This is a genomic window from Acutalibacter sp., from assembly GCF_056800975.1.
Map to the genome: position 1 here is coordinate 1 of NZ_JBQISV010000169.1, position 2,067 is coordinate 2,067.

A 2,067-nucleotide genomic window follows, 5' to 3' on the forward strand; every position below is an offset into this window, starting at 1 on the left:
AAAACCGCAAGTAATACTTGCGTATTACGAGGATTTTCGACGCAGAAAGCGACTGCTTTGGGGCAAAAAGACGGTGTTTTCGATTTTTCAAACGAGCCCTAGATACTGCGTCATGAGGTAAGATTCCTTCTGTCTCTGCCTGTTCCTTCTCTTGGGCCGCTCTTGACATCCCCTCTCTCCATGCTATAATATAAAAAACACCAAACCATTCCAAAGGAGTAACCCTATGAGCATTCCCTCATACTATGCGGGCTGGTCCGCCTCTCTGCGCTTTACCAAAACGCGACGGGCTCTCCCCCATGTCGCCCGCCTGGGGAGTTGACTGATATGGGGGGAACATACCGGCAGCGAGAGCGGGTTCTTCGGTTTGCTGCGGAGAGCTTTGGCACTCAGCCTGAATATCTATGGGCGGACACCCCGGAGGCAGCGGTGCTCCGCCACCCAAACAGCAAAAAGTGGTATGGCATTCTCATGCGGGTGTCCCGGGAGCGGCTGGGCCTGGAGGGCCCGGGGGCGGCGGACGTCCTCAACCTGAAATGCGGGCCCCTGCTGCTGGGCTCCCTATTGGAGGAGCCCGGCTTTCTGCCTGCATACCATATGAGCAAAACCCATTGGGTCAGCATTCTTCTGGACGGTCCGGCGGAGGACGAGGCAGTCTTCTCCCTGTTGGAGCTGAGCTATGCCAACGTGGCCCCAAAACCCAAAAAGCGGAGGACCCAGTCAGAGTCTGTTGAAAAGCCAGAGGGATGATGGATTGCTGTTGAGAAACAGTCCGGTTTCAGGAAAAGAGGCAATGGAGTTCACTCTGTTGACTGCAAAAAATGCGTAATATAGGGACTTTTGAGGCAGGAAATGACCGTTTCCAGGCAAAAAGACAATGCCCTGAGGTTTTCAAACAGACTTCATAAAAGGAGGCAGATCTATGAACACGGAAAAAGACTTTTCCGTGGGCTCGGTCAAGAGGCAGATTATCGCCCAAGCGGCGCCTTTGACTGTAGCCCAAGTGGTACAGCTGCTATATAATGTGGTGGACCGCATCTACATAGGACATATGAAGGGGATCGGTGATGTGGCCCTGACAGGGCTGGGCATCACCTTCCCTGTCATTGTGCTCATTGCGGCCTTTACCAGCCTGTTTGGCGCAGGGGGCACCGTGCTGTTCTCGATTGCCCGGGGGCGGCGGGACGAGGAGGAGGCTGAGGCCATTCTGGGCAATGTGTTCGCCTTGCTCACCGCCTCCTCGGCTGTGCTGTTCTGCCTGTGCTATCTGTTCCGGCGGCCGATTCTCTATCTGTTCGGGGCCAGCGATGTGTCGGTGGAATATGCGGACCAGTACCTGCAAATCTACCTGTTTGGCACAGCTTTCTCCATGTTGGCCACAGGGCTCAACGGCTACATCAACGCCCAGGGCTTCCCCCGGGTTGGAATGTTTACCACCATTCTCGGCGCAGTGGTGAATATCGTCCTGGACCCTATTTTTATTTTTGGCCTGGGACTGGGAGTGCGGGGCGCGGCGCTGGCTACGGTGCTCAGTCAGGGCATTTCAGCGGCGTGGGTGCTGCGGTTCCTCACTGGCAAAAAGGCGATTTTAAAGCTGCGCCTGCGCCGGGTGCGGGTGGACCTGCGCCGGACCCGGTCTATTGCTGCCCTGGGCCTGCCGGGCTTTGTGATGCAGGGCACCAACAGTCTGGTGCAGATTGTGTGCAACGTACAGCTGCAGGCCTATGGCGGCGACCTGTATGTGGGCATTATGACTGTGCTGAACTCAGTCCGGGAGATTCTCTCCCTGCCGGTGATGGGCGTCACCAACGGAGCCCAGCCGGTGCTGGGCTTCAACTACGGGGCAAAGGAAAACAGCCGGGTCAAGGAGGGCATCCGGTTCACCGCTGTTCTGGGCATTGCCTACACGGTGGCCGCTTGGGTGGTGGTCATGCTCATTCCTCAGCAACTGATGGGCATTTTTTCCGGCGACGCCGCTGTGATTGAGACCGGAGCCCATATGCTGAACCTGTACTTTTTCGGCTTCTTTTTCATGGCCTTTCAGTTTGTGGGACAGACCGCTTTCCA

At 56.3% G+C, this 2,067-nt stretch carries 2 protein-coding genes; both read left to right on the forward strand.

The window, feature by feature from the left end:
• Window positions 1-327 precede the first annotated feature (327 nt).
• Window positions 328-750 carry an MmcQ/YjbR family DNA-binding protein gene (locus tag ACTO5E_RS10880; protein ID WP_482303581.1) on the forward strand — a complete coding sequence of 141 codons (423 nt, stop codon included), beginning with the start codon at window positions 328-330 and terminating at the stop codon, window positions 748-750.
• Between the two features lie 172 nt (window positions 751-922).
• The coding region (locus ACTO5E_RS10885; protein WP_482303583.1) for an MATE family efflux transporter at window positions 923-2,067 on the forward strand (1,145 nt) is incomplete at its 3' end.

Excerpts from the sequence above, each read along its gene's own strand:
- ACTO5E_RS10880 (WP_482303581.1), top strand. The coding sequence starts at position 328 with ATGGGGGGAACATACCGGCAGCGAGAGCGGGTTCTTCGGTTTGCTGCG.